We start from the raw sequence: 24,899 nt of genomic DNA, 5'->3' as shown, positions 1-24,899 counted from the left end.
ATATGCAAGGCAATGCGCCAACACCAGACGGTCAGGTCGCTGATGCGGTCAGCGGCAACTGGGTCGACACCTATGCGCCGGAATTCTCGCGCCCTTACCTGCGGTTGAGCCGGGCTGATCGGCCTATCGGCACATGGCTGCTGCTGATCCCCTGCTGGTGGGGACTGACGCTGGCCATCCTCAGCGACGGCACCCCGCGGTGGGAGGACCTCTGGATCGCCATCGGTTGTGCCATCGGTGCCTTTTTGATGCGCGGCGCGGGCTGCACATGGAATGACATTTCGGACCGCGACTTTGATGCAAAAGTGGAACGGACCCGGTCGCGCCCGATCCCTTCTGGGCAGGTCAGTGTTCGGCAGGCCGCGATCTGGATGGTGCTGCAATGCCTGCTGGCACTGTTGGTTCTGCTGAGCTTCAACCAGGCCGCCATCGCCATGGGCGTGCTGTCCCTGTTGCCCGTCGCTGTCTACCCCTTCGCCAAAAGGTTCACCTGGTGGCCACAGGTATTTCTGGGACTGGCCTTCAACTGGGGCATCCTGCTGACCTGGGCCGCGCATACCGGAACGGTCGGCGGGCCGGCGATCACTCTGTACCTGGGTGGCATCGCCTGGACGCTGTTCTATGATACGATCTATGCGCATCAGGACGCCGAAGATGACGAGCTGATCGGTATCAAATCCACCGCCCGCCTGTTCGGCGCAGATACCGCGCGGTGGTTGAAGTATTTTCTGGCCGCAACCGTATCCCTGATGGCGCTGGCCATTATCGACGCCATGACAGGGCAGGAGCCGATTACAGCCATGTTCGTTGCACTGGCGGGACCTTGGGCAATGGGGTGGCATATGACGTGGCAACTGCGCGGGCTGGACACCGAAGACAACGCCAAATTGCTGCAGCTTTTCCGGGCCAACCGGGATACCGGCCTTATTCCGCTGATCTTCCTTTGCATTGCTGGGTTGCTCTGATTGCACCTCGGCGCGGGCCTCTGTAAGAGTCCTGCTCAATAACTTCAGGAGTCGTCTGCCCGCACATGCGCCTGCCCTATTTCCTAGCTGCCTCCCTGATATTCCTCGTTTCGGCCAGCCTATCGCTTGTGGCCGCAGGATATGCGGTAACCAAAGTTGAAGAAGCGTCGGAACTCGCCGTGCGGCGTGCGCTTGACCTAAAAGGGCATGACTGGGCCGAAGTCGAATCCGATGGCCTGCGCGTTGTCCTGACCGGCATAGCCATTGACGAAGCAACGCGGTTCAATGCGCTGACCGCAGCCGGGACCGAGGTTGATACCTCACGCGTTATTGACGACATGCAGGTCGCCCCCACCCGGCAACTGGCAGCACCGCGCTTTTCCGCTGAAATTTTGCGAAACGACAGCGGTATTTCGATTATTGGTCTGATACCCGCAAGCCAAGACCGCAGCGAGCTGATCGAAAGGTTGCGCCGGATGGACGGCGACACCGTTTCGGACCTGATGGAAACGGCGGATTACCCTATACCCGAAGGCTGGGACGACGCGTTGAACTATGCGCTCGAAGCGTTGACCCGCCTGCCGCGTGCCAAAATATCGGCCAGCCCCGGTTTGGTGAAAATCACCGCCATTGCAGACAGCCTGCGGGAAAAAGAACGACTGGAACAGAGCCTGACCCGCGCAGCACCTCCCAGTTTGCGAATCGGGTTGTCGATCTCGGCTCCGCGCCCCGTAATCACCCCCTTTACACTGCGCTACCTGATTGATGCCAACGGCGGCCAGTTCGATGCCTGCTCGGCCCAGAATGAAAAAGCGCGGGATGCCATCGTCGCTGCTGCCAAAGAAGCAGGCCTTGCTGGTCCGTTTAACTGTACAATCGGTTTGGGCGTGCCCTCACCCCGTTGGCCCGAAGCGGCAACGCTCAGCATTCGCGCCCTGTCCAAGATTGGTCAGGGTTCGGTCACGATTTCGGATGCGGATATCACGCTGGTGGCGGCGCAAGGAACAGAGGCTGGGGTCTTTGACCGTGTGGTGGGCGAGCTGGAAAATGCGCTGCCCGAGGTTTTCGCCCTGCACGCCGTCCTGCCCGAACCCGAAACCGCCGAATCCACCGGCCCCCCCGAGTTCTCGACCACGCGCAGCCCCGAAGGGCTGGTCCAAATGCGCGGTCGTCTGAGCAATGAGACATCGCGCGACATGGCCGACAGTTTTGCCCGCGCGGCATTTGGATCGGAACAGGTTTATACCGCCACCCGCATCGCCTCCGACTTACCCGCAGACTGGCCGGTTCGTGTTCTGGCGGGGCTGGAAGCGTTGTCTCTGCTGCATAACGGCGCTCTGACTGTTACCCCTGACGACGTTTCTCTCAGCGGGGTCAGCTACGACCCGGACGCCAAAGCCCGTATCGCCGGATTGCTGTCGGAAAAGCTTGGGGATGCAAAAGGTTTCACCCTTTCGATCACCTATCAAGAGCCGCCGAAACCCGCAGACAGCCTGCCCGACCCAGAGCTGTGCGAAGACCAGCTTGCCGAAGTTCAGGCCAGCAGCAAAATCGCATTCGAACCGGGATCGGCCACGGTTGCCGCGGATTCACGCGATACCGTCAATCAGATCGCCGAGATTCTGCGCGAATGCGGCCCCATCCGGATTGAAATTCAGGGCCATACAGATAGTCAGGGCCGCGAAGAGATGAACCAGCAACTCAGCCAGGCGCGGGCTCAGTCGATCCTGAATGAGTTGCGCGGACGCCGCATCCCAACGTCAAGCTACTCGGCCGTGGGATATGGTGAAACGCAACCGATCGCAGACAACGATACCGAGGCAGGCCGAGAAGAAAACCGTCGCATTGAATTTCGCCTGATCCGGCCTGAACCCATTGCCAATTCCGAGACTGGGCTTGAGGCGCTGGAGGCCGAGACAGAGACGTCAGAAGACGCCGCAGATACCGGCGCAGGGGATCAGTAAGTGAACAGAATCGAATTCATCATTGCCACCGCCATCATCCTGTTCGCAGCCTTCTGCATGGGGTGGTTCGCCAACTGGCTGGCCCATCGTCTGTCTCGTGTTCGCCAAAGCGACGTCGCCGATCTGGATCGCATGAGCCAGGAATTGCATGAGGCCGAAGAAACCCGCGATCAGGCCATCACCTATCTGCAACAGCGCGAGGCCGAGCTAACCAATCAGCTCACCCAGACCGAGGCGGAACTGGGCGCTGCCATGGACGGGTTGCGCGCCGCGCGGCAGGAGGCCGAAGAATTACGCGGCCGGATAAACAACGCGGACTAAGAGAACCAGAGGAATCGGCAACTTGCGACACCCGCAAATATAGGGCGCCGTTGTGTGTTTCAGCCACCTGCCAAACCGAGCCCGAAAATCCACTCAGCTTGATGAAGCTTGGGCACAGCTCAATTCATGATCATGTCTCAGAGGTTGTCTCTGCCTCGTCCAGAACCTTGCGCGCGACACGAAAGCATTCCAGCGCCTGCGGCACGCCACAATAGATGCCGATCACGTGAATAATGGCCCGGATTTCTTCTTTGCTGACGCCGTTGCTGATGGCGCCGCGACAGTGGAGTTCCCATTCGTGCATCTTGCCCAGGGCGCCGATCATGGACAGGTTCATCATTGACCGGGTCTTGGCGTCGATCACATCGTCGCCCCAGCCGAAACCCCAGCACCAAGCGGTCATTGCCTCTTGAAACGGCCGGGTAAAATCGTCGGTGGCGGCCAGGTTTTTCTCAACATATTCCGCGCCCAGGGTGCTTTTGCGTTGCTCCAGCCCTCTGAGGAACAGATCTTCGTCGAAAGTCTCGGCCATCTTGGTCTCCGGTAATCGTCACAATGAAGCGGTGTGCTGAAGCACTCTACGCCTCTTACAGGTACTATCAACGCTTGCACTTTACACCGGATAAGAAAATGCGACGGATTTTCTAGCCCCTTGGCACGAGGATCATTCCACTGCCCCGCGCATCCAGTCTTGAAGACAGGCAATTATATGTACTGACATCGCTTCACCAGCGGGCTGCGATTGTGCAAGCGGTTCAAGACGTCGCGGCTATTTGAGACACCCAAAAGTAAACGGGCCGCCGTCTTAATGAGACAGCGGCCCTTACTGACTGAATGTCGGGGTTTGGTCTCGCCCCCTCGAATACCACTTAAAAATGGACAGACTAACAAAAACTTTCGACTTCTTCGAGACCAACCCGATTTCTCAATCGGTGTGCATCCTTAATGCCTGATCTTTGAGAGCGCGACAGTGAACTAGTTCACATTAAATAAATTTATCTTCAATTCTTCCAATCAAAGAACCCGGGGCCGGCCTTTGTCAGTAGTTTTTCGGCCATTGCGCGCGCCATTTCTGCACCATCACCAATCACGCCAGTGGCGTCTTCGGCGATAGAATCAGACCCGTCTGGGCGCAGGACTTCTCCGCGCAGGCGCAGAATGCCACCGCTGATATCAGCCAGCCCGGCAATCGGAGTCTCGCAAGACCCGTCAAGCGCGGCCAGCAAGGCGCGCTCGGCCAAAAGTCGATACCCGGTTTCGCTATGATGAATTGCCTCCAACATCCCTGCAGCACGGGGATCGTCACTGCGGCGTTCGATACCGATTGTACCTTGTGCAATAGCGGGCAGCATATCCTCGGGCGAGATAGCAGTTGCGGGAACGTCGTCCATATTCAGGCGCCGGATACCTGCCATCGCCAGAAACGTGCAATCCGCTACGCCATCGGTCAGTTTCTTCAGGCGCGTTTGCACGTTGCCACGGAACTCGACCACATTCAGGTCAGGGCGCCGGTTCAACAGCTGAGCCCGGCGGCGCAAAGACGAGGTGCCAACCACCGCGCCATTGGGCAGGTCATGAATAGAGTTCAGGCTGGGCGAAATAAAAGCGTCGCGCACATCTTCACGCGGCAGGAACGTGTCCAACACAAGACCCGCGGGCTGTTCGACCGGCATGTCCTTGGTCGAATGCACAGCGATGTCGATATCACCTCGCAGCATCGCTTCTTCGATTTCCTTGGTGAACAGGCCTTTGTTGCCGATCTCTTTCAGCGGGCGGTCCGCGTCGATCATCGCGCGATTGTCGCCGGTGGTCTTGATCACCACGATTTCGAATGCATCTTCGGGTAGATCAAAGGCTGTGCCTAACCGCTGCCGGGTTTCATAGGCTTGCGCCAGCGCCAGGGGCGAACCACGGGTGCCGATTTTCAGCGGTGAGGCGGGTGAAGGCAGGGTCAATGTCATGGACACAGCTTTAGTCGCGTCACATTGCCCTGACAATGGGGGCAGAGCTTGACAAATTGCCGCCGAAGGAAGACCCGTTGCCACAAACCAGACGATTGGGGGCACAGATGGCCGAAACAAAGAAACTGCTGCGGGCATTGGCAGGACAGGTGCAGGATGTGCCTCCGATCTGGATGATGCGCCAGGCCGGGCGGTATCTGCCAGAATATCGTGCAACGCGCGCGCAGGCCGGGGATTTCCTGTCGCTGTGCTACAATCCCGAGCTTGCGGCCGAAGTCACATTGCAGCCGATCCGTCGCTATGGGTTCGATGCAGCTATCCTGTTTGCGGATATCCTGCTGGTACCACAGGCGCTGGGTGCGGACCTTTGGTTTGTCACCGGTGAAGGCCCGCGTTTGTCGACTATCACGCAGCAATCCGAGTTTGATGCGCTGAAATCGGTCGAGGATATCCACGAAACACTCTCGCCAGTCTATGAGACAGTGCGCATCCTGTCACAGGAGTTGCCGTCCGAGACAACCTTGATCGGTTTTGCTGGCGCGCCGTGGACAGTGGCGACCTACATGATCGCCGGACGCGGCACCCCGGATCAAGGCCCCGCCCATGCGCTGCGCGAGGGGAATACTGCGCTGTTCGAAGCGCTGCTGGACCGGATCACGCTGGCCACGATCGAATATCTTTCAGCCCAGATCGAGGCAGGCGCCGAGGTAGTCAAGATATTCGACAGCTGGGCCGGATCGCTGAAGGGTGAGGCGTTCCGCAAATATGCGGTCGAGCCGTGCCGCGTAATCACCCAGGCCATCAAGGAACGTCACCCCGGCATCCCGGTGATCGGATTCCCGCGAGAGGCCGGAGATGGCTATATCGGGTTCGCCAAAACCACGGGGGTTGATTGCGTCGCGCTGGACAATTCGGTCTCGCCGGAATGGGGCGCCGAGCATGTCCAGGTGGATGGTTGCGTACAGGGCAATCTGGCGTCGTCGCATATGGTGACCGGCGGTCAAGCGCTGGTGGACGAGACCCGGCGGATTGTCGATGCATTCTCCAAAGGGCCGCATATCTTCAATCTGGGTCATGGCATCACGCCCGATGCCGATCCCGACAACGTTCAGCGTATGATCGACGCAGTGCGCAACCGCTAGGCTTTGGGTCGGGCGTCCAGCTCGGCCAGTATGTCTTGTGTATGATCTCCGCGGCGCGGGCTGGGTCTGGGCTTCCACTCCCGCTCGGAAAACCGCGGCGCGGCGGCGGCCTGTAGCATACCGTCGGGGGCAAGCCAGGTCTGGCGTGCTGTGTTCATGGCATGGTTCTGCGCCTCGGACGGATTGAGCACTGGTGCAACACAGGCGTCACTTGCTGCAAACAGCGCCGCCCAATGATCACGTGGTTTGCCAGCAAAGATTTCAGCCAGCCGCCGGGTCAGCGCGGGCCAGGTGGAAGCATCATATTGCTGCCGAAATTCGGGATCGCCAGACAGGTCCAATATCTGCAGGAACTCGGCATAGAATTTCGGCTCCAGGCACTGCACCGCCACAAATCCACCATCAGAGCAGGCATAGGTTCGGCTCCAATGGGGACCGTCCAGAAGGCTGTGTCCGCGAGTATCTGACAGGTTTCCGGTTTGGCGCAGGCTCATCAGCAGGTTCATCATATGGGCCGAGCCGTCATAAATGGCGGCGTCCACGACCGTGCCCTTTCCTGTGCGTCCCGCATTCAGCAATCCGGCCAGAATGCCTGCGACCAGATACATGGCACCGCCACCGATATCACCCACCAAAGTGGCCGGGGTTTGCGGCGGTTGGTCCGGTTGCGACGCATACCAAAGCGCCCCGGACAGTGCGATATAGTTCAGATCGTGCCCGGCATTCTTGGACAAGGGGCTGTTCTGTCCCCAACCCGTCATACGGCCATAAATCAACTTTGGGTTCAGATCGCGACAGATATCAGGGCCAAGGCCCAGCTTTTCCATCACACCGGGTCGAAACCCTTCGATCAGTGCATCAGCTGTGGCGATCAGGCGCCGGGCCACATCCAGATCGGCCGGGTCTTTGAGGTTCAGGCTGATCGACCGCTTGCCCCGATCCAGAACTGACTGTTCGGGCATGCCCGGAGTCGCGGCCTGACCCTTGCGGTGGATGGTGATCACATCTGCACCGAGATCGGCCAACAGCATGGCGGCAAAGGGACCGGGGCCCAAGCCCTCGATTTCGATGATCCGAATTCCACTTAACATACCAGTCCTCCTGCCCGCGCAGGGTTTCGGGGCCAGCCAGGAAATGCAAGCCCGGACTGGAAAGGCCAATTGGAAAGCTGAGTAAAATGTGTGAATTGGGCCTGTTCTGTGGCTAACTCGCAGGGTAGTGTCGCCGCCAGAACGGGGGAGGCGCATGACAACAATTCTGTCCATCAGGGATTTGCGAAAGTCCTATGCCGGAGGTTTTGAGGCGCTAAAGGGCGTGTCTCTGGACATCGAGCAGGGAGAAATCCTGGCTCTTCTGGGTCCCAACGGTGCAGGCAAGACCACGCTGATTTCGACGGTGTGTGGAATAACGACGCCAACCTCAGGAAGCGTGACCGTCGGCGGCCACGATATCCAGACTGATTTTCGCGCAGCACGCCGGATGATCGGTTTGGTTCCGCAGGAGATCGCGCTCGAACCCTTTGAAAAGGTCTGGAACACTGTGCGATTGTCGCGCGGGCTGTTCGGGCTTGGGCAGAACAACGCACGTATCGAAGAAATTCTGCGCAAATTGTCTTTGTGGGAAAAACGCAAAAACGCGATCAAAGAACTATCGGGCGGTATGAAACGTCGGGTTCTGATCGCAAAAGCGCTGGCACACGAGCCGCGTGTTCTGTTTCTGGACGAGCCGACCGCAGGTGTTGATGTCGAACTGCGCAAAGACATGTGGGAAATCGTGGCCGAGTTGAAGCAGGCCGGTGTCACCATCATTCTAACCACCCACTATATCGAAGAGGCCGAGGCCATTGCCGACCGTGTCGGCGTCATCGACAAGGGTGAACTGCTACTGGTTCAGGACAAGGACACTTTGATGGCGCAGATGGGAAAGAAGCAGATCGAAGTCATGCTGACCCAGCCCATTCAAACCGTCCCCGACAGTCTGGCCACACACAATCTCAAACTGAATGGCAAGGGTGACGCGCTGGTTTATACCTACGACACAAATGCCGACCGCACTGGCATCACCACCCTGTTGAACGATGTGGCCGAGGCCGGATTGATTTTACGCGATGTACAAACGCGTCAGTCCAGCCTTGAAGAGATCTTTGTCAATATGGTGTCGGGAGAAGCCACATGAACTGGTCCGCCATTACTGCCATCTACCGGTTCGAAATGGCCCGGTTCTTCCGCACCCTTGCGCAAAGCTTCATATCTCCGGTCCTGTCGACATCGCTGTATTTCGTTGTCTTTGGCACGGCGATTGGCAGCCGGATACAAGAGGTCGAAGGCGTATCCTATGGCGCGTTCATCGTTCCGGGGCTGGTCATGTTATCTGTTGTGACGCTGTCGATCTCGAACGCCTCTTTCGGGATCTATTTCCCAAAGTTTCTGGGAACGATATATGAGCTTCTTTCGGCGCCGGTGAATTTCATCGAGATCGTCATCGGCTATGTCGGAGCGGCGGCGACAAAATCGCTGTTTGTGGGTGTCGTGATCCTTGTGACCTCTGCATTCTTTGTGGATTTGCGTATTGAACACCCGCTTGCCATGGTGACATTTCTAGTCCTGACCTGCCTCAGCTTTTCCTTGCTGGGCTTCATCATCGGCATCTGGGCCAGCAATTTCGAGCAGATGTCTTTGGTTCCGCAACTCGTGGTGACACCGCTGATCTTTCTGGGCGGTACCTTTTATTCGATTTCGATGTTGCCCCCGCTGTGGCAGACCATCACCCTGTTCAACCCGGTCGTCTATCTGATCTCGGGCTTTCGCTGGTCGTTTTACGGCCTGGCCGATGTGCCGATCATGTTCAGCCTTTTAGCCATACTGGCGTTTACCGGCGTGTGTCTGGGCATCATCGGATGGATCTTCAAAACTGGCTGGCGCATCCGGAGTTAGGCCATGGACGGCGTTGCATTTTTGCCCATCACCTTCAGTAAATACGTTCACGCGACCGATAACGGTCAGCCGCTCCCTTGTTTACCGCGTGGGCGCACTCTACATCGGCACCCATGAAGGTCAGCCTGCCGTTTCTCAAAAAACAGCCAACCGTTTCGGTCGTGCGCTTATCGGGTGCAATCGGCATGTCCGGGCGCGGGTCGATGTCTGACACAACTCTGGCACCGGTTCTCGAAAAAGCATTTCGCAAAGGCAAACCTGCCGCCGTCGCGCTTGAAGTCAACTCGCCCGGCGGATCCCCGGTCCAAAGTTCATTGATCGGTGCGCGCATTCAGCGTCTGTCGAAAGAACTGGATGTTCCCGTCTTCGCATTTGTCGAGGATGTGGCAGCTTCGGGTGGCTATTGGTTGGCAGCGGCTGCTGATGAGATTTACGCCGATGACAGTTCGGTACTGGGTTCGATTGGCGTGATCTCTTCGGGGTTCGGCGCACATCTTTTCCTTGAGAGGCAGGGTTTCGAACGGCGAGTGCACACGGCGGGCCATTCGAAATCCATGTTGGATCCCTTTGCCCCGGAAAAACCTGAAGATGTCGCAAGGCTTGAAGGCCTGTTACGCGATATCCACGAGAACTTCACTGCTCATGTCAAAGCACGACGCGGGGCAAAGCTTGAAACGGGTGCTGATCTGTTCACTGGCGAAGTCTGGCTGGCACGCCGCGCGCATGAACTTGGCCTGATCGACGGCATCGCTCATCTCAAACCCAAAATGCAGGACCGGTTTGGCGATAAAGTAAAATTCCGCCGTTACGGGCTGCGCAAGCCATTCTGGTCACGGTTCGGCGCCTCCTTGGCACAGGACGCGGTTGCCGGACTTGAGGAGCGTGCCGCATACGCACGTTTCGGTTTGTAACGTGATTATCAAGATCGTGACCCTCTTTTTGATTGCCATGGGCGTCCTGGCAATGTTCGGCAAACTGCGGTTCCCGGGGCAGAAAAAACTACAATCCGCAAGATGCCCGCGCTGTCATCGGTTCAGGATCGGTAAAGGTCCCTGTGCCTGCGAAAAAGGAGGCCGCGCATGACGGCATGGCTGTTATCCGGTCTCGGTTTGTTGATCCTGTTGCTGGCGGGTGATGCGCTGGTACGCGGTGCCGTGAACCTCAGCCTGCGGATTGGAGTACCGGCGTTGATCGTTAGTTTGACGATCGTGGCATTCGGCACCTCGGCGCCAGAACTTCTGATTGCAATCAGTGCAATTAAGGAAAACGCACCGGGCATCGCCCTGGGTAACGTTGTGGGGTCGAACACGGCCAATATCCTGCTGGTGCTGGGCCTGCCTGCGCTGCTTGCCACGCTGCACACCAGCGAATGTGACAGCCGCAAGAACTATGTGTTCATGTTGCTGGCAACAGTTCTGTTCATCGGCCTTGCCTTCTGCGGCGTGTTCAACCTGTTCAGCGGCGCGATTTTGCTGGCTGCTCTCAGCTTTGTTCTATGGACCGCCTTCAGAGAAGCCCATGCCCATCGCAAGGCCTGTGGCAAAGCCTGCGCCGAGGATGACGATTTTGATGGCCTGGAAGAAGCCGATCCAGACATGCCCTATTGGAAGATTTCAGTCTACCTGGTGCTCGGACTGATAGGCCTGCCGATGGGCGCACATCTTCTGGTCGACAACGCTACAATCATTGCCCGCACTTACGGCGTCAGCGAGACTGTAATCGGACTGACACTTATAGCGGTGGGAACTTCCCTGCCGGAACTGGCGACCACTGTTATGGCTGCACTGCGCCGACAAGCCGATGTCGCATTGGGCAATGTTATCGGGTCCAACATGTTCAATCTGTTGGCCATTGTCGGCATTGCAACCCTGTTTGGGCGCATTCCTGTTGATCCAGAATTCCTGCGATTTGATCTTTGGGTCATGCTGGGCGCATCACTCCTTTTGGTCCCCTTTGTATTTTTCAAACGGGATATCACCCGCGGATGGGGAATTCTGTTGACAAGCCTTTACGCGGTTTACGTTATTTCCTTGTTGGTGTGACACAAAGAGAGGCCGCATGACCCGAGCCCTAGTTACCGGTGCCGGAATTCGCCTTGGTAGGGCAATGGCCCTTTATCTGGCCGGGCGTGGCTACGACGTGGCAGTCCATTACGCCTCCTCTGAACAAGAGGCATCTAAGGTTGTCGCTGAAATCAGGGCCCTGGGCCGCAATGCAGTAGCTCTGCAGGCCGACCTGTTAGAAGAAGCAAGCGTGGCTGCCCTGCTGCCACGCGCATCCGAGGCGCTGGGCGGACCCATTACCTGCCTGGTCAACAACGCTTCGATATTTGAATACGACAACATCCACACGGCCACACGGCAAAGCTGGGACCGCCACATGAACAGCAACCTGCGGGCGCCATTTGTTTTGACTCAGGCGATGGCTGAACAGGGTCTGGAACCTGAAACCGATGATGCAGGAGAGCCGCTGGCAACGGGCCTGATTGTTAATATGGTCGACATGCGGGTCCGCAAACTGACGCCCGAATTCATGTCCTACACCGTCGCCAAAATGGGGCTATGGGCGTTGACCCGTACTGCGGCTCAGGCGCTAACCCCGGCGATCCGCGTCAATGCCATCGGACCGGGACCGACGATGCAGGGTCACAGGCAATCCGAAGATCACTTCAAAGCACAGCGCGCCAACACCATTCTGGAACGTGGGTCAAACCCCTCTGACATCACCGCTGCACTTGGGTATTTCCTGGATGCTCATGCGGTCACCGGCCAGATTCTCTGCGTGGATGGCGGACAGCATTTGGGGTGGCAGACACCGGATGTTCTGGGCGTGGAATAACGTTTGGTGCTGGAAGTTTTGCACCGCTCTCATTTCTGTTATCAATCCGTTACAAAAATGTCTTTTTTTTCATACACTTGCCATGTGTAGAAATTTTTACTGTTTAAATTCAATAGATTACATATGTGCCTATTTTTTAAGCAAATCAAGGAATCCTTAATGAAACAAGGGAAAATTCAAGCCCCACAAAAGTTATCTGCACAGTTATCCACAGAATACGTGGATTTGTTTTCCCTTGATCTGAAGCGCTCAAGATTGCAGCCATGGTCAAAGAATCACATATTTTGGCCATGACCTCTCAAGACGACACCAACAGCTCTCAGAATGACGCCCAGTCGACAGGATACGCCTGCATCCAGCGATATGCGAAAACGCTCGACAGTTCACCTGGCGTGTACAGGATGCTGGATGCGGACAGCCGGGTTCTTTACGTCGGCAAGGCGCGCAATCTGAAGGCACGGGTGTCGAACTATACAAGACCGGGACACTCTGGCCGGATCGAGCGGATGATTGCGGCCACGGCCTCGATGATGTTCCTGACGACCCGGACCGAGACCGAGGCGCTGCTGCTTGAACAGAACCTGATCAAGCAGCTCAAACCGAAATATAACGTGCTGCTGCGCGACGACAAAAGCTTTCCCAATATTCTGGTGGCAAAGGACCATGTCTTTCCACAGATCAAAAAGCATCGGGGAGCAAAAAAGGAAAAGGGCGCGTATTTCGGCCCCTTCGCCAGCGCGGGTGCCGTGAACCGAACCCTGAACCAGCTGCAAAAGGCCTTCCTGCTGCGCAACTGTTCTGACTCGATGTTCGAAAGCCGCACCCGTCCCTGCCTGCTCTATCAGATCAAGCGGTGTTCTGGGCCTTGTGTCGGGTTGATCTCGGATCAGGATTACCGTGAAAGCGTCAAGGATGCGGAACGATTCCTGTCAGGCCGGTCGACCAAAGTGCAAGAGGAACTGGCCGAACAGATGATGGCCGCGTCTGAGGCGATGGAGTTTGAACGCGCCGCTGGCCTGCGCGATCGCATCCGGGCGCTGACGCAGGTGCAGACCTCGCAAGGCATTAACCCGCGCGGTGTGGCCGAGGCGGACGTGATCGGCCTGTATATGGACAGTGGGCAGGCTTGCGTTCAGGTGTTCTTCATCCGCGCCAACCAGAACTGGGGCAACAAGGACTTCTATCCCCGCGTCGGGGCAGATGTGTCAGCCGCCGAGGTGATGGAGGCGTTTCTGGGTCAGTTCTACGACAACAAGGAACCACCCCGTCAGTTGATCCTGTCAGATGCCATTGAAAACGCCGACCTGATGCAAGAGGCGCTGACAGAAAAAGCCGGTCGCAAGGTAGAAATCCTTGTGCCCCAGCGTGGTGAGAAACAAGAACTTGTCGCAGGGGCCATACGCAACGCGCGTGAATCCCTGGCCCGGCGGATGTCGGAAAGTGCCACCCAGGCCAAACTGTTGCGCGGGATCGCCGAGGCATTTGATCTGGATGCCCCGCCAAGCCGGATCGAAGTCTACGACAACTCGCATATTCAAGGAACAAATGCCGTGGGCGGCATGATCGTGGCCGGCCCCGAAGGTTTCATGAAAAATGCCTATCGCAAGTTCAACATTCGTGGAGATGACCTGACCCCCGGTGACGATTTTGGCATGATGAAAGAGGTGCTGACCCGCCGCTTTACCCGCCTGCAAAAAGAAGATCCCGACCGTGACAAGGGAATGTGGCCCGATCTGTTGCTGATTGACGGTGGCGCCGGGCAAGTGAGCGCCGTCCATGAGATTATGGCGCAGCACGGGGTCGAGGAGATCCCCATGATCGGTGTCGCCAAAGGCGTTGACCGCGACCATGGTAAGGAAGAATTTCACCGCACCGGCCAAAGGCCCTTTGCGCTGAAACGCAACGACCCGGTGCTCTATTTCATTCAGCGCCTAAGAGACGAGGCCCACCGGTTTGCCATCGGCACCCATCGAGCCAAGCGTGCCAAGGCCGTGGGGGCCACACCGCTGGATGAAATCCCAGGCGTGGGGGCCGCGCGCAAACGTGCCCTGTTGGCTCATTTCGGCAGCGCCAAAGCAGTTGGCCGGGCCAACCTGGCCGATCTGAAAGCGGTCGAAGGGATTTCGGCCGGCTTGGCGCAAAAGGTCTATGATTTCTTCCACGACAAGGGCTAGGCCCGCCGCCCGCGCCACAGGATGTACAGCCCCGAGGCCACAATCAGCGCGCTGCCGATCCACATGGTCTGGTCTAGTTGCTCGCCGAACAGGAACACGCCCAGACCGATACCGAACAGCAGACGCGTATAGCGGAACGGCGTCACGGCCGAGACCTCTCCGATCCGCATCGCCTTCATAAGCGAGGCATAGGCCATCACACCCATAAGCACCGCACCGGTCAGAAACAGACCGTTGTACAGATCGAGCGGGACGATTGGCACGTCCTCCCACAGGCGATAGGCCAAACCGGCAACGATGATGCTGAGGAAGCCGTAAAAGCCCAAAACCTCGGTCCCCAGTGTCGCCGGGGCTGCGCGGCTGGCCAGATCGCGACCGGCAAAGCCCAACATGCCCAGCACCGCCAGAATGGACAGCGCCGAAAAGCTGTCTCCGGTCGGTTGCAGGATGACTACAACGCCAATCAGACCGATCAGAATCGCGCTCCACCGTCGCCAGCCAACTGTCTCGCCAAAGATCAGCGCAGCGCCTGCGACAACGACCAACGGAGTGGCCTGCAAAATCACAGTAGCTGAGGACAAAGGCGTCAACACAATGGCTAAGACATAGAATAACCGTCCGAATACCTCGAAGACCACGCGCACTTTCATCGGGCGCGACAGGACATCCGGCTGAAACAGTTGCGTGCCGCGCGCCAGTGCAACCGCCGCAAAGACCAGCGCCCCACCCACCCCGAACAGAACCATCACCTGCCAGATCGGTACGGCACCCGAAGCCGCTTTCAACAGCGCGTCTTCCAGCGCAAACCCCGCCATTGCGGCGATCATCCACAGGCTGCCGGTCAGATTTGACCGGGCATCGGTTTGTATATGAGCTGTCATGAGGTGCCTTCTGTCCCGGATACGTGCGGTGAACCTGACCGCAAAAAGAACAAACTCCAAGGGGCATGGACACACCACGCGCTGCCTGCGGCGCTTTGACCAAGTTCATGGGACAAGTACGGTTTTTTGACTGTCTATCTTTTCTGTTGGATTTTAGCGATGTAGGGTCCGCTGCATGAAGTGGAACCTGCCCAATATTCTGACCGTCCTGCGTCTGCTGGCAGCCCCGGGGCTGGCCGTGATGTTTTTGTATTTCACCCGGCCCTATGCCGACTGGTTCGCGTTGATCCTGTTTCTGACAGCCGCCTTAACCGACTGGTTCGATGGCTATCTGGCACGAGCGTGGAAGCAGGAAACAAAAATTGGCGCCATGCTGGACCCGATTGCCGATAAGGCGATGGTGGTGATCGCGCTGATGATCTTGGTCGGGTATTCGGCCGAACACTGGACGCCGTGGCTGGTCCTGCCTGCCACTGTGATCCTGTTTCGAGAGGTCTTTGTGTCAGGCCTGCGCGAATATCTGGGTGATACGGCTGGAACGCTGAAAGTTACCAAACTTGCCAAGTGGAAAACCACGGCCCAGATGGTGGCGATAGCCGTCTTGTTTTCACAGGGCATCTTCGAGCATTACTTTGTGATGGCCAGCTTCGGCATGGACCCAACGCTGATCGACCAGATTCTGACCGGGCAGGAAGACGACCTGAACGGCCTGCGCTGGCATCTTGAAGGGATGTTCTGGTCCAGTCGGATCGGCCTGTGGCTGCTGTGGATCGCAGCAGCGCTGACATTGATCACCGGCTATGACTACCTACGTAAAGCCATGCCACACCTGAAGGAGAACTAAGGGATGGATGTGCTGTATTTCGCATGGGTCCGCGAACGGATCGGCCTGCCGAAAGAACGGGTTGAAACCGAGGCGGCCACCGTATCCGATCTGGTCGCAGAACTTAGCGCGCGCGAGGATCGCTATGCAGCGGCCTTTGCGGATCTGTCGGCCTTACGTGTTGCGCTGGATCAGGAATTGTCGGATTTTGACGCCCCGTTGGCGGGCGTTCGTGAGGTTGCCTTTTTCCCACCAATGACAGGTGGCTGAGGTCATGCGCATCGTGGTGCAGGAAGACCCGTTTGACCTAGGTACCGAGGCAAATGACTTTGCGGCGGGCGATGCTGCAAATGGCGCAATCGTGACCTTTACCGGTGTTGTGCGTGATCTGGCCACGGGCGATTTGGACGTGATGGAGATTGAGCATTATCCGGGCATGACTGAACGGGCCTTGACCCAGATTGCGCAAGAAGCAATGGACCGCTGGTCGCTGGGCAATGTGCTGGTGATCCATCGGCATGGCAGGCTCGCTCCGGGGGATCGGATCATGATGGTGGCCACTGCCGCACCGCATCGCAAGGATGCGTTCGAGGCGGCCGAATATCTGATGGACTACCTAAAATCCCGCGCCCCCTTCTGGAAGAAAGAAATCACCACCGCTGGTGCGGAGTGGGTTTCGGCCAAGGACGAAGACGAAGATGCACTGACCCGGTGGTAAACACGGGTCCCTGCATATAAGCCTTTGCAACATGCTGTCCGTATCCGGTGCTCACATGCTTATCATCGTGTGCTACAGGATCCGCCAAAACTATGCTGGATAAATGTGTAGGTTTCAGGCAGCCGCTCAGCTTCGGTCAACTCTAGAACCGTAAGCAAAACATCCCGCATGTGGGCAAAGATGTTGAGACAATCTTCCTCCGCCGAAGCCGCAAAAAAAATGACTATCGACAGGAAAGCGGTAATCAACTCTGTCAGAATGCCGGTTCCAATTAGATAGTCGTTGAACGGATTTTTGACATCGTAGAAGCCCCTAAAGGTTAGAGTTTCCCATTCGATTTCGACCCTAAGAACAGACGGAAGATGCCGACTGGAACTTGACGGCATATCACCTCAGCTGCATGGACCCAGCAAGCACCAAAACCAGCTTGTTTTGGAGTTCTGGATTACCTGACGTTGCACAAGGCCCTTATCCGGAAACAGGGAATCGTGTTCACGGGATCGATGCGCATGTCCTAGCCTGAATAAAGAAGCACGTTCTCGGGGCTCTTTGGCGCACCCGGCAAAGCACCGGCCAATAAATTCGGTCACTTTTCGGAGGGGTCACTTTCTGCATAGTCTCGCAGTACTTGAATGTCCGAGAGCAGGGCATGTGTCCGGTCAATTTTAACGCCAAACGGCTTTAGCCGGGAAAAGGCGCGGCTCAGGCTTTCGGGCTTCATGCCCAGGCGCCCGGCAATCAACATCTTGTCATAGGGCAGCTCGACAATGCAGTCCCCCATCTCGGCTTCGCAGAGAGTCAGAAGAAATTCTGCCACCCGCTGTGCGCCGGTCTGGGCCTTAAGCTGCTCAAGCTGGGCGACCAGAGAATGCAGATGGGTAAAGGTAGCTGCCAGAATTGACACCCCAATTTCCGGGTCTTCTCGCATAAGGGACAAAAGGACCGGACTTGGAATGTGCATGATCTCACAGGCCGAAACTGCCTCGGCCGAAACCGGATAGGGAACGTTACGCAAGGCGACCGCTTCGCCAAAGCTTTCGCCGCGGGTGAAAACGCTGACAACTGCTTCGGCACCGGTAGGGGACATGCGAAACAGCTTTACCCAGCCCGACAGAACCACATGAATGGCCTGGGCTTTTTCTTCCTGTAGAAAAATCGTCTCTCCGCGATCATATTTCCGCCAGATCGCGTGGCTTAACAGCGTGTCTATATGATGCTCGGGAAAGCTTTTGAGCAATAGTGACTGCTTGGCGATCGCTTTTAGTGCCTCATGCGCCACGAAGCTTTCCCCTCTTTTCTAGTTGCGTACCCGATCAGTACGTCCGTCTTCTTAAGGCTATGCCAAACCTTCGGCTTCCAAGCCAGCCTTTCCTTTCTGCGGCTTGACATTTGTCATGTTGCGTAGCGGGCCCGGCACATAGTCTTGCAGGAAAGCCAGTATTCCCGGGAGTGTTCGAGATGGACTACGAGCGTTTTTTCAGCCAAAGCCTTGAGCATCTGCGCGACGAAGGCAACTACCGCATCTTCATTGATCTACAGCGCCGCTGTGGCGCTTTCCCGAATGCACGCCAGACGGACGGCGCTTTACAGCGCGACGTACGAATTTGGTGTTCCAACGACTATCTGGGAATGGGCCAGCATCCTGATGTAGTCGGGGCAATGCACAATGCACTCGACCGTTGCGGCGCGGGCGCAGGGGGCACACGCAATATCTCGGGCACGACACATGACCACGTTTTGCTGGAACAGGAACTGGCCGACCTCCACGGGAAAGAAGCCGCCCTTCTGTTCACCTCGGGCTATGTGTCGAACTGGGCGGCACTTGGGACGCTGGCTGCGAAGATCCCAGGTCTGATCGTATTCTCGGACGCTTTGAACCATGCCTCCATGATTGAAGGCATCCGCCATTCGCGGGCACAAAAAGTGATCTGGAAGCACAATGATCTGGCGGACCTCGAGGCAAAGCTGGCCGCAGCCGATCCAGATGCGCCCAAGATGATCGCCTTCGAATCTGTCTATTCGATGGATGGGGATATCGCTCCGATCAAAGAGATTTGCGACCTGGCAGATAGATATGGTGCGATGACCTATCTGGACGAGGTCCACGCCGTTGGCCTTTATGGCTCGCGCGGTGGTGGCATCGCCGAACGCGAAGGGTTGATGGATCGCCTGACCGTCATCGAAGGGACGCTGGGCAAGGCCTTCGGCGTGGTTGGCGGTTATATCGCGGCATCCGCTGCCTTGTGTGACTTTGTCCGCAGCTTTGCCAGCGGGTTCATATTTACCACCGCCCTGCCACCCGCAATAGCAGCAGGCGCTGCCGCCTCGATCCGACACCTCAAGCAATCCAATACCGAGCGCGATCTGCAGAAAACCCGCGTTGCGCAGGTGCGCGCCAAACTGGACGCCGAAGGCATCCCGCATTTGCCCAATCCCAGCCACATCATCCCGGTGATGGTAGGTGACCCGGTGAAATGCAAATTCATCTCGGATACGCTGCTGGAAGAATTCGGGATCTATATTCAGCCGATCAACTATCCGACCGTTCCCAAAGGCACCGAACGCCTGAGAATTACCCCCTCTCCGGTTCATACGAACGAAGATATCGACCATCTGGTCGGTGCCTTATCCGCCCTGTGGCAACGGTGTCAGATCGCGCGAATGCCGATGGCCGCACAATAACCGAGGCGTCCCTGCGCTTGGAGAACTGCCGCCCCACGGGGGCGGCTTTTTCATGTCAAAACAGTGAGAGGCCGAAGATCACCATCGCAAATCCGGTCAATACATTGGTGAAACCGCTCAGCCAGGCCGGGCTGTGCGTCAGGTCCAGATATCGTTCAAGGATAATGCGGGCTTTGGACAGGGCCAGGATCAAAATGCCTGCGCTCAACACCGGTGAGGACAGGGGGAGTATCGTCAGCAGGGCCGAAGCGGTGCTCAGAACCAACAGGCTGAGCCATGCGCGGGTGAGCGGGTTTGGGAGCATCCAGCGGGAGCTTTTTGGATCCGATGAGGTTTGGGTCATGCCCGTCATCCCAACAGGTAGATCACGGGGAACAGCATGATCCAGACGAGATCGACCATGTGCCAAAACTGGGCGCCGGCCTCGATGTTGCGGGGATTGTCCCGCCAGGCGACCAGCAGCAGGATAACAACCCCAGCCAACACATGTGCCGCGTGGAAGCCGGTGAGCAGATAGTAGAACAGGAAGAACGGATGGGTCTCGTAAGTAATTCCTTGTGCAGCCTTGTCCGCGTATTCCATGCCTTTGATGATCAGGAATACAACGCCCAGCGCGGCAGCTGCGATTAACGCCAGGCGGGCAGCAGTCCGACGCGCAATCTGCCGCCAATGCAAGGCTTGCGCGGCCAGATAGCCGGAGGTGACCAGAACCGCAGTGTTCAGCGCGGCTCCGGTGCGGTGCAGATGCGATTGCGCCTCGGCAAAGCCCGCCGGATCGGTCAGGCGCACGCCCATGAAAGCGATCAGGCCCGCACCAAAGACCAGCAGTTCCGAAATGATCAGAACCCACATCAGTAATTCGCCGGGCAACTCGTCGATAAGGGACGCGTCGCTCATGCGCCGACCAGTTGGCGGTAGATTTGCGGCAGCGCCATGGTCAGGCGATGCGGGTCCGGGATGACGGCAAAGCCGCCCTGCCCGAACATCCGCGGGAACCAGCTTTTACCTGTCTTGTCGATGGTGACGCCAAAGACCGATTGCCCGGCTCGGCGCGCCTCGCGCACGGCCATGTGGGTGTCTTCGATTCCGTGGCGGCCTTCGTAGTGGTCAAGATCATTGGGTTTGCCATCGGTGATCACCAGTAACAATCGGCGCTTACGCGTTTGGGTGGCCAGATCGGCCGAGCAATGGCGGATCGCGGCACCCAGCCTTGTATAGTGCCCCGGGCGTAACGATGCGATGCGCTGTTCAACCTGGCTGCCCATCACCTCATCAAACCGTTTGCAGCGTTGCACATAGACCCGCTGTCGTTTCAGTGAACTGAAGGCGTGAATGGCGAAATCGTCACCACAGGCGTTCAGTCCCCAGGCCAGCGCTGCCAGCGCCTCGCGTTCGATGTCGATCACGGCGCGGCCAGTCACGGCACTTTCGGTCGAGCGGCTGACATCCAGCAGGATAGATACCGCCAGATCGCGTGCCTCGGGGCGGGATTGTTGCCAGATGCGTTCGGTACCTTCACCGTTTGCACAGCGGTCAACCTGCGCCCGAACGGCGGCTTCTATGTCCAGTTGATCGCCGTCCAGATGGCCTCGGGTCATCACGCGGCCCGGGCGCAGCGCTTCGAACTGGCGTTTGACGGCGCGGATACGGCGGGCGGTGGCGGGGTCTTTTCCAAACTCGGCGGCATCCTCACGAATATCGGCGTCCGAAGTTAGAACGTTGACGTGATCGAGCAGGTATTGCCCGGTGCGCACGTCCCATTCCGGATAGAGAATACGGCCCGACAGACGTTCGCGATTCACATCCTCGGGTGCCAGGTCCAGATGCAATTTCAGCTTGGTCGGCGGCGCCTTGGAAATCTGGCCCAAACCGATCTCATCCTGATCATCGGCGGCCTTTTTGGCATTGTCGGGATCATCGTCATCAATGCGACGGTTGATGTTCAGAAACTCGGCCCAGCTGAGGATCGCTTCGAATTTATGAAGGATGAAACTGTCACTGCGTTCAGCCTGGTCGGATTTGCGCCGCCGGGCACGGTGGGTTTTCTCACCCGATTCCTCGGGCGGGCCTTCGGTATCGGGGTTTTCGACATCGTTATGCTCTGAAAAACCAACAGCGCGTAATTCCGGCCACAGAGGGACAGGGCGGAAAGATTGATATCCGCGTGGGGCAGTCAGGTCATCGTCAAATGACATGAATTGCCTGGCCTTCGGGGATAAAGGCGCGGGGTCGCCCAGCCGATGGCGGATCAGTTCTTCAACCGCTGTTTCCACAGGCGGGAGGCCGGATTTGTTGCGTTCATGCAGAACACCTTTGCAAAGCTCGGTGTAAAGCGGTCGCAAGCCGGGGGCGTTGTCCAAGGTTGCATTAACCATGGTTTGTGCAGCGCTCAGCGCGTGCAGATCGGCGCGCAACGGATCACCTTCGACGATCCGGGTTCCCGCATGGGCCGCTGCGGCGGCCAGCCAAACATACAGCGCTCCGTTCGCCTCGCGCGCGGGAAACACCGCCAGACGGTCCGGGAGGCGCAGCACTTCGCCATCGAACGAAGCGCGCGGCATCAGTTCAACTTCGGTACCCAACCGACGGCGCCAGCTTAGGCGATGGTGTGAAACCTCGGGCGAGACCGGGCGCAATTCAACGCCCGGGCTGCCCCCAAGCCCGCGAAAAAGGACTGCCAGCCGCCCCGCGACCTCAGAAAGGTCGACCGCGGCTCCAACATGCACCTGGGGTGCATCGAGACGGCTGGCAAGGGAGTGCCACAGTTTCCCGATCGTTTCTTCGGGTTCCCATGGCTCAAAATCGATCCTGACCATCGGCCGGCCTCACCCAAAGACAGCCGTGACAAGATCGAGGAGCCCGCGTTTGATGTCCTCGTCATCTGTCAGAGGTTCTATCATGGCGGCAAGGATCGCGCGGTCGGTGGACATGCCCTGCGCGATCAGCGTGGCGGCATAGACGACCAGACGGGTGGAAACGCCCTCTTCAAGATCCTGCCCCCTGAGCCCGCGCAGTTTACCTGCCAAGCGGATCAGTGGCTTGCAGCGTTCCAGCGCCAGCCCGCTTTCTTTAGCGACGACCTTTGCCTCCATCTCGGGCGACGGAAAGTCGAACTCCAGTGAGATGAACCGCTGCCGGGTCGAGGGTTTCAAGGTTTTCAGGATATTCTGATATCCGGGGTTATATGAGGCGACCAGCATGAAACCAGGCGCGGCCACAAGCTCCTCACCGGTGCGGTCGATCGGCAGGATGCGCCTGTCGTCAGTCAGCGGGTGCAGCACGACGGTCACGTCCTTGCGCGCCTCGACCACCTCATCCAGATAGCAGATCGCGCCTTCGCGCACCGCGCGGGTCAGGGGGCCATCGACCCAGATCGTTTCCCCGCCTTTCAGCAGGTAGCGCCCGATCAGGTCCGCAGCGGCAAGGTCATCGTGACAGGCCACTGTGTAAAGCGGGCGGCCAAGGCTGGCGGCCATATGCGCCACAAACCGGGTCTTGCCGCAACCTGTCGGGCCTTTCAGCAGGACCGGCAGGTTGTTGGTATAGGCAGCAGCGAACACGTCACATTCATCACCCTGTGGCAGGTAGAAGGGGGCGTCAGCCGCCCCCGTTCTCAGTTTCATGGAGCCATCCATATCCATCACTCCGCTGGGGTTTCGGCCGCGCCGGATTCAATGATCTCTTTCCGGGGAACCCAGATCGAGTAGATGAACAGCAGCGCACCCAAGACCACGACGATGCCAGAGCCAAGGCGCATCCAATAGAAGATCGCGACCTGATCCTGCACATCCATGAAGTAGTCTCCGACCACCCGCTGCATGTGCGTCTGCACTGTTCCAGCAAAGGTCAGCACAAAGGTCATGAAAACCATACCGCTGGACATCAGCCAGAAGCTGCCCATGTTCAGAACCTGATTATAAGGATCGCGGTTCTTCAGGATCGGCATTGCATAGCTGAAGATTGCCAGGTTGAGGCAGACATACGCACCATAGAACGCCAAGTGACCGTGAGCCGCAGTGATCTGCGTACCGTGGGTATAGTAGTTCACCCCGTGCAGCGTGTGCAGGAAGCCCCAGACACCGGCACCGAAGAAGGCCAATGTGGCACAGCCCAGCGACCACAGCAGCGCCGCTTTGTTCGGGTGGTCCCGACGGCCCTTCCAGACCATCACAAAGGCAAAGGCCATCATCGCAAAGAAGGGGATCACTTCGAGGCTTGAGAAGATCGAGCCGATCCACTGCCAGTACCCTGGTGTGCCTATCCAATAGTAATGGTGACCTGTACCAAGGATACCCGAAAACAACGCGGCGGCGACAATGACATAGAGCCATTTCTCGACAACCTCACGGTCTACCCCAGTCAGCTTCAGCATCAGATAGGCCAAGATCGAGGCCATGATCAGTTCCCAGACACCTTCGACCCACAGGTGGACAACATACCACCAGTATTGCTTGTCCAAGGACAGGTTGCCCGGGTTGTAGAAGGCAAACAGGAACAGCAGCGCCAGACCCCAAAGACCCAGCAACAAGATGTTGGTGATCGCGGTCTTCTTGCCCTTCAAAACGGTCATCGACACGTTGTACAGGAAGATCAGTGCGGCCACGACGATGCCGGCCTTGACCCATTTGGGTTGCTCAAGGAACTCGCGCCCTTCTTTACCCAGCAGCCAGTTGCCTTCAAACAGGTTGAACGTATAGGTCAAGACCACGCCCAGTGTACCGACCACCAGAATGATCAGCTGCAGATAGGCCAGCATGGGCGAATGGATCTCACGCTCGGCCTCTTCCGGGATCAGAAAATAGGCCGCACCAAAGAACCCGAGGATCAGCCACACGATCAGCGAGTTGGTGTGCAGCATCCGCACGATGTTGAACGGCAAAAGCTCGCTCAGGAAATTGGGTGATACATAGATAAAGCCGGCCAGAAGGCCGCCCAGAACCTGTATCGCGAATAGGGCCATTGCCACCGCAAAGTAGGCATAGGCGATTTTTTGGGATTCGTATTTCATTGCTCCGTTCCCTTCTCAGCCCGCCTCGTTGGGCGGCCAGTCCTGAGCGTCGATATTGTCCGTCCAGATCAAAAAGTTGGTCAGATCACGGATGTCTTCGTCGCTGAGGTTGAAATTGGGCATCTGACGACGACCGGGAATGTCTGTCGGCTGCGCCTCCATCCAGCCTTTGAGGGCTTCAAAGGCCGATTCCGGGTCGTCCAGCACGCCCCAACGTGTCATCACATTGCCAACCTCGGGTGCAAAGTATGCACCTTCGCCAAGGATGGTATGACAGTTGATGCAGGCGTGTTTTTCCCAGACGTGCTTGCCCCTGATCACACTTTCATCGAGCTTTGCTGCGTTCTCAGAGTTCACGATATACCAGTGAGAATGGGCCGACAGAGCCAGAAAGATGAGGATAAAGAACAGTGACCCGCCATAGAATATATTGCGTGCCATGCTCTTGGTCATGACTTCTCGCATTGCGCTCTCCTTTGCGCAGATTAG

Annotated in this window: 25 protein-coding genes; 14 read left to right on the top strand and 11 right to left on the bottom strand. The window is 57.6% G+C overall.

What is annotated here, in order from left to right; genetic code table 11:
* Positions 1 to 2 precede the first annotated feature (2 nt).
* From ubiA to AC2FHW_RS05515, 3 genes are all read left to right on the top strand, one after another.
* Positions 3 to 965: a 4-hydroxybenzoate octaprenyltransferase gene (gene ubiA / locus AC2FHW_RS05525; RefSeq protein ID WP_496676706.1), complete on the top strand. Its 963-nt coding sequence runs from the start codon at positions 3 to 5 to the stop codon at positions 963 to 965.
* A gap of 65 nt (positions 966 to 1,030) precedes the next feature.
* Positions 1,031 to 2,929: an OmpA family protein gene (locus tag AC2FHW_RS05520; RefSeq protein WP_142635292.1), complete on the top strand. Its 1,899-nt coding sequence runs from the start codon at positions 1,031 to 1,033 to the stop codon at positions 2,927 to 2,929.
* The gene (locus AC2FHW_RS05515) at positions 2,930 to 3,250 is read left to right on the top strand and encodes a hypothetical protein (protein WP_142635291.1); all 321 of its coding nucleotides are present in this window, start codon (positions 2,930 to 2,932) and stop codon (positions 3,248 to 3,250) included.
* Positions 3,251 to 3,380: 130 nt separating this feature from the next.
* Here AC2FHW_RS05515 and AC2FHW_RS05510 read toward each other — a convergent pair whose 3' ends face one another.
* Both AC2FHW_RS05510 and hemC read right to left on the bottom strand, forming a co-directional pair.
* Positions 3,381 to 3,782, bottom strand: coding sequence for a carboxymuconolactone decarboxylase family protein (locus AC2FHW_RS05510; protein WP_271948577.1), 402 nt, complete (start codon positions 3,780 to 3,782; stop codon positions 3,381 to 3,383).
* Positions 3,783 to 4,251: 469 nt separating this feature from the next.
* Entirely contained in the window at positions 4,252 to 5,211 is a 960-nt protein-coding gene (gene hemC, locus AC2FHW_RS05505; protein WP_271948580.1) for a hydroxymethylbilane synthase, read from the bottom strand.
* A 107-nt stretch (positions 5,212 to 5,318) separates the two neighbouring features.
* Here hemC and hemE point away from each other — a divergent pair, with 107 nt between their 5' ends.
* Complete coding sequence (gene hemE, locus AC2FHW_RS05500; RefSeq protein ID WP_271948582.1) at positions 5,319 to 6,353, top strand: uroporphyrinogen decarboxylase; 1,035 nt, start codon at positions 5,319 to 5,321, stop codon at positions 6,351 to 6,353.
* Here hemE and AC2FHW_RS05495 read toward each other — a convergent pair.
* Positions 6,350 to 7,444 carry a CaiB/BaiF CoA transferase family protein gene (locus AC2FHW_RS05495; protein WP_271948584.1) on the bottom strand — a complete coding sequence of 365 codons (1,095 nt, stop codon included), beginning with the start codon at positions 7,442 to 7,444 and terminating at the stop codon, positions 6,350 to 6,352. The two genes, hemE and AC2FHW_RS05495, sit on opposite strands and share 4 nt — an antisense overlap.
* A gap of 154 nt (positions 7,445 to 7,598) precedes the next feature.
* Here AC2FHW_RS05495 and AC2FHW_RS05490 point away from each other — a divergent pair, with 154 nt between their 5' ends.
* The 6 genes from AC2FHW_RS05490 (at position 7,599) to uvrC (ending at position 14,298) form a co-directional block, all read left to right on the top strand.
* Positions 7,599 to 8,528: an ABC transporter ATP-binding protein gene (locus tag AC2FHW_RS05490; RefSeq protein WP_271948586.1), complete on the top strand. Its 930-nt coding sequence runs from the start codon at positions 7,599 to 7,601 to the stop codon at positions 8,526 to 8,528.
* A complete protein-coding gene (locus AC2FHW_RS05485; protein ID WP_271948588.1) occupies positions 8,525 to 9,286 on the top strand; it encodes an ABC transporter permease in 762 nt (253 codons plus the stop codon). The genes AC2FHW_RS05490 and AC2FHW_RS05485 overlap by 4 nt, the downstream gene beginning before the upstream one ends.
* A gap of 113 nt (positions 9,287 to 9,399) precedes the next feature.
* On the top strand, positions 9,400 to 10,197 hold the full coding sequence (locus tag AC2FHW_RS05480; RefSeq protein ID WP_142635281.1) for a S49 family peptidase: 798 nt from the start codon (positions 9,400 to 9,402) through the stop codon (positions 10,195 to 10,197).
* 168 nt (positions 10,198 to 10,365) lie between these two features.
* Positions 10,366 to 11,328, top strand: coding sequence for a calcium/sodium antiporter (locus tag AC2FHW_RS05475; RefSeq protein ID WP_142635277.1), 963 nt, complete (start codon positions 10,366 to 10,368; stop codon positions 11,326 to 11,328).
* A gap of 16 nt (positions 11,329 to 11,344) precedes the next feature.
* The gene (locus tag AC2FHW_RS05470; protein WP_271948592.1) at positions 11,345 to 12,124 is read left to right on the top strand and encodes an SDR family oxidoreductase; all 780 of its coding nucleotides are present in this window, start codon (positions 11,345 to 11,347) and stop codon (positions 12,122 to 12,124) included.
* Positions 12,125 to 12,414: 290 nt separating this feature from the next.
* Positions 12,415 to 14,298 (top strand): excinuclease ABC subunit UvrC, encoded by a 1,884-nt coding sequence (uvrC, locus tag AC2FHW_RS05465; RefSeq protein ID WP_496676729.1) that lies wholly within the window; start codon positions 12,415 to 12,417, stop codon positions 14,296 to 14,298.
* Here uvrC and AC2FHW_RS05460 read toward each other — a convergent pair.
* Positions 14,295 to 15,179: a DMT family transporter gene (locus tag AC2FHW_RS05460; RefSeq protein ID WP_142635271.1), complete on the bottom strand. Its 885-nt coding sequence runs from the start codon at positions 15,177 to 15,179 to the stop codon at positions 14,295 to 14,297. The two genes, uvrC and AC2FHW_RS05460, sit on opposite strands and share 4 nt — an antisense overlap.
* Before the next feature lie 175 nt (positions 15,180 to 15,354).
* On the opposite strand from AC2FHW_RS05460, the gene pgsA reads away from it, so the two are divergent.
* The 3 genes from pgsA to AC2FHW_RS05445 are packed head-to-tail and all read left to right on the top strand — an operon-like array spanning position 15,355 to position 16,720.
* Complete coding sequence (gene pgsA / locus AC2FHW_RS05455; protein ID WP_142635269.1) at positions 15,355 to 16,023, top strand: CDP-diacylglycerol--glycerol-3-phosphate 3-phosphatidyltransferase; 669 nt, start codon at positions 15,355 to 15,357, stop codon at positions 16,021 to 16,023.
* Between the two features lie 3 nt (positions 16,024 to 16,026).
* Positions 16,027 to 16,272: a molybdopterin converting factor subunit 1 gene (moaD, locus tag AC2FHW_RS05450; RefSeq protein ID WP_142635267.1), complete on the top strand. Its 246-nt coding sequence runs from the start codon at positions 16,027 to 16,029 to the stop codon at positions 16,270 to 16,272.
* 4 nt (positions 16,273 to 16,276) lie between these two features.
* Positions 16,277 to 16,720: a molybdenum cofactor biosynthesis protein MoaE gene (locus AC2FHW_RS05445; protein ID WP_281995277.1), complete on the top strand. Its 444-nt coding sequence runs from the start codon at positions 16,277 to 16,279 to the stop codon at positions 16,718 to 16,720.
* A gap of 586 nt (positions 16,721 to 17,306) precedes the next feature.
* Here AC2FHW_RS05445 and AC2FHW_RS05440 read toward each other — a convergent pair.
* A complete protein-coding gene (locus AC2FHW_RS05440) occupies positions 17,307 to 17,999 on the bottom strand; it encodes a Crp/Fnr family transcriptional regulator (protein WP_271948599.1) in 693 nt (230 codons plus the stop codon).
* Positions 18,000 to 18,178: 179 nt separating this feature from the next.
* Between AC2FHW_RS05440 and hemA the strand changes: the two genes are divergently transcribed.
* Positions 18,179 to 19,402: a 5-aminolevulinate synthase gene (gene hemA, locus AC2FHW_RS05435; RefSeq protein ID WP_496749965.1), complete on the top strand. Its 1,224-nt coding sequence runs from the start codon at positions 18,179 to 18,181 to the stop codon at positions 19,400 to 19,402.
* Positions 19,403 to 19,457: 55 nt separating this feature from the next.
* Here hemA and AC2FHW_RS05430 read toward each other — a convergent pair whose 3' ends face one another.
* Genes AC2FHW_RS05430 through AC2FHW_RS05405 form a run of 6 tightly spaced genes read right to left on the bottom strand, consistent with a single transcriptional unit; the run spans position 19,458 to position 24,875 of the window.
* The gene (locus tag AC2FHW_RS05430; protein ID WP_246097174.1) at positions 19,458 to 19,745 is read right to left on the bottom strand and encodes a cytochrome C oxidase subunit IV family protein; all 288 of its coding nucleotides are present in this window, start codon (positions 19,743 to 19,745) and stop codon (positions 19,458 to 19,460) included.
* Between the two features lie 5 nt (positions 19,746 to 19,750).
* The gene (locus AC2FHW_RS05425) at positions 19,751 to 20,299 is read right to left on the bottom strand and encodes a cytochrome c oxidase subunit 3 (protein ID WP_142635259.1); all 549 of its coding nucleotides are present in this window, start codon (positions 20,297 to 20,299) and stop codon (positions 19,751 to 19,753) included.
* Positions 20,296 to 22,218: a nitric oxide reductase activation protein NorD gene (locus AC2FHW_RS05420; RefSeq protein WP_496821556.1), complete on the bottom strand. Its 1,923-nt coding sequence runs from the start codon at positions 22,216 to 22,218 to the stop codon at positions 20,296 to 20,298. The genes AC2FHW_RS05425 and AC2FHW_RS05420 overlap by 4 nt, the downstream gene beginning before the upstream one ends.
* A gap of 9 nt (positions 22,219 to 22,227) precedes the next feature.
* Positions 22,228 to 23,037: a CbbQ/NirQ/NorQ/GpvN family protein gene (locus AC2FHW_RS05415; protein WP_416383916.1), complete on the bottom strand. Its 810-nt coding sequence runs from the start codon at positions 23,035 to 23,037 to the stop codon at positions 22,228 to 22,230.
* 5 nt (positions 23,038 to 23,042) lie between these two features.
* Positions 23,043 to 24,410, bottom strand: a complete 1,368-nt coding sequence (locus AC2FHW_RS05410) for a cbb3-type cytochrome c oxidase subunit I (protein WP_142635253.1) — start codon at positions 24,408 to 24,410, stop codon at positions 23,043 to 23,045.
* A 15-nt stretch (positions 24,411 to 24,425) separates the two neighbouring features.
* Positions 24,426 to 24,875, bottom strand: coding sequence for a c-type cytochrome (locus tag AC2FHW_RS05405; protein ID WP_142635251.1), 450 nt, complete (start codon positions 24,873 to 24,875; stop codon positions 24,426 to 24,428).
* Positions 24,876 to 24,899 lie beyond the last annotated feature (24 nt).

It is taken from the genome of Ruegeria sp. YTSA108 (assembly GCF_059610185.1).
This window is presented reverse-complemented; position numbering and strand designations above follow the sequence as displayed.